Origin of the sequence: Mesorhizobium sp. M7A.F.Ca.CA.004.04.2.1 (genome assembly GCF_004022825.1) — a bacterium.
In the GTDB taxonomy this organism is placed as follows: Bacteria; Pseudomonadota; Alphaproteobacteria; order Rhizobiales; family Rhizobiaceae; genus Mesorhizobium.
On sequence record NZ_RZPH01000551.1, the window covers coordinates 1 to 4,018 of the forward strand.

At 65.5% G+C, this 4,018-nt stretch carries 5 protein-coding genes; 4 read left to right on the forward strand and 1 reads right to left on the reverse strand.

Annotation, left to right across the window (positions count from 1 at the left end):
* From EN893_RS22330 to EN893_RS22345, 4 genes are all read left to right on the forward strand, one after another.
* Nucleotides 1–400 (forward strand): transporter substrate-binding domain-containing protein (locus EN893_RS22330; RefSeq protein ID WP_128361778.1); only part of this gene is annotated, 400 nt, incomplete at its 5' end.
* Nucleotides 401–506: 106 nt separating this feature from the next.
* Nucleotides 507–1,178 (forward strand): amino acid ABC transporter permease, encoded by a 672-nt coding sequence (locus EN893_RS22335; protein WP_127271796.1) that lies wholly within the window; start codon nucleotides 507–509, stop codon nucleotides 1,176–1,178.
* Entirely contained in the window at nucleotides 1,175–1,849 is a 675-nt protein-coding gene (locus EN893_RS22340; protein ID WP_128361779.1) for an amino acid ABC transporter permease, read from the forward strand. The genes EN893_RS22335 and EN893_RS22340 overlap by 4 nt, the downstream gene beginning before the upstream one ends.
* Before the next feature lie 56 nt (nucleotides 1,850–1,905).
* Nucleotides 1,906–2,634, forward strand: a complete 729-nt coding sequence (locus EN893_RS22345) for an amino acid ABC transporter ATP-binding protein (protein WP_164748892.1) — start codon at nucleotides 1,906–1,908, stop codon at nucleotides 2,632–2,634.
* A gap of 7 nt (nucleotides 2,635–2,641) precedes the next feature.
* Here the strand turns inward: EN893_RS22345 and arsK are convergent, their stop codons facing one another.
* Nucleotides 2,642–3,883: an arsenite efflux MFS transporter ArsK gene (gene arsK / locus EN893_RS22350; protein ID WP_127270947.1), complete on the reverse strand. Its 1,242-nt coding sequence runs from the start codon at nucleotides 3,881–3,883 to the stop codon at nucleotides 2,642–2,644.
* Nucleotides 3,884–4,018 lie beyond the last annotated feature (135 nt).

Below are 4,018 nucleotides of genomic sequence, written 5' to 3' on the forward strand. Positions count from 1 at the left end.
CAAGACCACTGAGGACTGCAAGGCCAAGGGCACCAAGATCGCCGTGCTGCTCGGCGCCACCGGCGAGAAGGAAGCCAAGAAAGCCTTCCCCGACGCCGACATCAAGAGCTACAAGGGCGGCGGTCCGCTGCTGCTCGACGCCGTCAACAACGGCCAGGCCGATTGCGGCGTCAACGACGTCTCGGCGGTCAAGGGCCAGTCGACCGCCTATCCGGCCGGCAGCTTCACCATCATGCCGGACCTGTTGTCGAAGGAGCCGCTTGCCTTCGCCACCCGCTATGACGAGCCGGACCTGCTGATCTGGATGAACCTGTTCCTCAACCAGGTCACCATCGATGGTCGCCTGCAGAAGAACCTCGACTACTGGGTCAATTCCGACGCCTGGAAGAAAGACCACTAAGCAGCGATAAAACCCAGGCGGTTTCGCGCGCGTCTCAAGCGCCGCGAAACCGCCTGGAATTTCGCTTCATCCGTCGTTTCCTGCACTCTGGGGATTGCACCCAACGATGCTCGAAAATTTCAGTTTCCGCACCATTGTCGAATATCTGCCGCTGTTCGGGCAGGGCCTGATCACGACCGTCTGGCTGTCGGCGCTGTCCTTTGTCGGCGCACTGATCGTCGGCATCGTGCTGTGCGCCATGAACCTGCAGCGCGGCTGGCTGTTTCGCGTGCCGGCCAAGGCCTATATCGACGCCGTACGCGCCACACCCTTGCTGGCGCAGCTCTATTTCCTCTATTTCGGCCTGCCCCGGCTCGGCTTCGTCCTGCCTGAGCTGGTCGTCGGCATTCTCGCGCTGTCGCTCAACAGCGGCGCCTATATCGCTGAAATCATTCGCGCCGGCATCCTGTCGATCCCACGTGGCCAGGTCGAGGCCAGCGTCGCTTCGGGCATGACCTATGTCCAGCGCATGCGTCTGGTCGTCCTGCCGCAGGCCTTCAAGGTGACGATCCCGCCGCTGCTTGGCCAGGCGATCGTGCTGGTCAAGGATTCCGCCCTTCTGTCGCTGATCTCGGTTTCCGAACTGACGCGCGCCGGCCAATTGCTCGCTTCCGACCGCTTCATGCCGGCCGAAGGTTTCCTCACCATCGCCGCCTTCTACCTGCTGCTGTATTACGGACTGAAAGGACTGGCTGGCGTCTCCAGCCGCTGGCTCGGCACGGCGGGGGCGCGGACATGATCTGGCAACAACTGCAAAGCCTCGCCGGCTCTTATCCGCTGGCCCTGCGCGGCCTCGGCATGACCGTGATGCTGTCACTGATCAGCCTGGTGCTCGGCACCCTGCTTGGCTTCGGCCTCGGCATCCTGCGGACCGGCGGCAACCGGCTGATCTCGGGCTTGATCGGGGCCTGGGTCGCCCTGATCCGCGGCACGCCGTTCCTGGTGCAGATCTTCCTGATCTTCTTCATCCTGCCTGAGTTCGGCATCGAACTCGATGCCTTCACCGCCGGCATCATCGCGCTGACCAACCTCGCCGCCTGCTTCATCTGCGAGATCGTCGTTGCCGGCATCCGCTCGGTGCCGACAGGTCAGGTCGAGGCGGCGCTGGCGTCCGGCCTGTCGCGCTTGCAGCGCATGCGCCAGGTGGTCCTCCCACAGGCGATGCGCATCGTGCTGCCGCCGCTGGTCGGGCAGTATGTGCTGCTGATCAAGGATTCTTCCGTCGTCTCGGCGATCGGGCTCACCGACCTCACCCGGGTTGGCTGGCTGGTGGTGCAGCGTGTGCCCAACGGCCTGCTGGTCTTCTTCCTCGTCGGCGTCGGCTATTTCATCGTCTGCTATCCGCTGATCATGCTGGCCCGCCGGCTGGAGCAGCGCATGGGCGCGGCGCATGGCGAGGTGCAGTTGTGACTTCCAACCCCAAAGGTCCAGAAAACATGACCAAAACGGGCCTTGCCAAAACCGGCATGATCGACTTTCGCGGCGTCAACAAATGGTTCGGCACGCTCAATGTGCTCAAGGATATCACGCTCAGCGTCGAGCCGCGCGAAGTGGTCGTCGTCTGCGGCCCGAGCGGCTCGGGCAAGAGCACGCTGATCCGCTGCGTCAACGGCCTGGAGGCGATCAAGGACGGCGACCTCGTCGTCGATGGCCAACGCCTGGGCGACCCCGCCACCAACATGACGCAGCTGCGCACCGAGATCGGCTTCGTCTTCCAGTCGTTCAACCTCTACCCGCACAAGACGGCACTCGAAAACGTCACGCTCGCCCCCATCCACGTCCGCAAGATCCCGCGCGCCGAGGCTGAAAAAGCAGGCCGCGAATTGCTGGCCAAGGTTGGCCTCGCCGATAAGGTCGATGCCTATCCCGCACAGCTCTCCGGCGGCCAGCAGCAGCGCGTGGCGATCGCGCGTTGCCTTGGCATGCGACCCAAGATCATGCTGTTCGACGAGCCGACCTCGGCCCTCGATCCCGAGATGATTTCCGAAGTGCTCGACGTCATGGTGGCGGTCGCCGATGAAGGCATGACCATGATGGTGGTGACACACGAGATGGGCTTCGCCCGCAAGGTCGCCCAGCGCGTGGTGTTCATGGACGCCGGCGCCATCGTCGAAAGCGGCACGCCGGACGAGTTCTTCTCACACCCCAGGACCGACCGCAGCCGCGCTTTTCTGAGCAAGATTCTCAGACATTGAGGCGCGGTCAGGCCGCCTCTTCCGGATTGCCGCCAATGGCGAACGCAACCCGGCCGCGGCGCCTCAGCAGCACGATGGCGAGGAAGGCGATGACGCCGCTCGCGGCGACGACCACCAGGACCCACAGGGAATTGGCGACGGATGTCCGCGCCATCATGAAGGCGAGCGCGAACGGCGCGAAGGCCGAGGTGAACTGACGGGCAGCACTTGCCCATCCGAGCCGCGCACCATAGCCCTCGCGGCCGAAGAGTTCGAGCGGCAAGGTGCCGCCGACGATGCTGGTGAGGCCGGAACCGAGGCCGAACAGCAATACGAACACGAAGGCGCCGGGCAGCCATGGCGTCGTCAGGAGCAGTGCGCACAGCCCGGCTGTGACCAGCGACGCGGCGATGACGGCGAGGTGCGTTTGCTGCAGGCGGCCGCCAAACAGCATGTTGATCAGCCGGCTGGCGACCTGCGCCGGCCCGAACAGGGTCGAGACGAAAAGGCCTGCGGTCCCGAGCCCCAGCGCCGCCGTCAGCGGCACCATGTGGATGAGGATCGCCGACAGCACGAAGCCCTCGGTGGCGAACCCCGCCAGCATGAGCAGGAACACGGCCCGGCCACGCCGCGCATCGAGCCGCGTGCCCGCTTCATCGGGGGCGGGCCCGCGCTCTTGCGGCATGACTGTTGCGTGGCGGCGCGACAGGCGCATCAGCCAGGCGTGGATCGGCAGGCAGAGCCCGAGATTGAGTGCGGCGAACAAAAGATAGACCTCGCGCCATGTCAGATGCGCATGCAGCGCCGAAGTCAGTGGCCAGAACAGGGTCGAGGCGAACCCGGCGATGAGCGTCAGGTGGGTGATGCTGCGTTGCGGCCGGGGAACCCCGATCTGCACGATCGCCACGAAGGCGGCGCTGTAGAGGACGAAGCTGGAGGCCAGCTCCATTGCCAGCAATGCCAGGACGAAGGTCACGCGGTCGGGCGCGACGGCGCACAGCGCCAGCGCCACGGCTGCCGCCACCGAGCCGACGGTCATTATGCGCCCGGCGCCGAAGCGGTCGGCCCACCGCCCGGCAGTCGGCGCGAACAGGCTGCCGGCAAAGAGCGAGGCCGACAGCGCGCCGAATACCCAGCCTTCCGTGAGCCCGAACTCCCCAGCCATTGCCGGCGCGAGGATCGAGAAGCTGTAATAGAGCGTGCCGTAGCCGATGATCTGGGTCAGTCCAAGCGCCCAGATTGCCTTGCGCAGGACAGATCGTTCAGGCATCGACGCCGGCCGCCATATTCTCTCGCGTCTCGGTGGCTGGCGCGGTTGCGCAGCCGCAACCCGATGCGCCGGTTGCCTTGGCGTCCGCATCCCTGACGCAGCAGGCATCGACAGCGGCGGGGGCGGGCCCGCCCC

Bases quoted from the DNA above. Each gene is read 5' to 3' on its own strand.
- arsK (WP_127270947.1), bottom strand. From the start codon at position 3,883: ATGCCTGAACGATCTGTCCTGCGCAAGGCAATCTGGGCGCTTGGACTG.
- EN893_RS22345 (WP_164748892.1), top strand. From the start codon at position 1,906: ATGATCGACTTTCGCGGCGTCAACAAATGGTTCGGCACGCTCAATGTG.
- EN893_RS22340 (WP_128361779.1), top strand. From the start codon at position 1,175: ATGATCTGGCAACAACTGCAAAGCCTCGCCGGCTCTTATCCGCTGGCC.
- EN893_RS22335 (WP_127271796.1), top strand. From the start codon at position 507: ATGCTCGAAAATTTCAGTTTCCGCACCATTGTCGAATATCTGCCGCTG.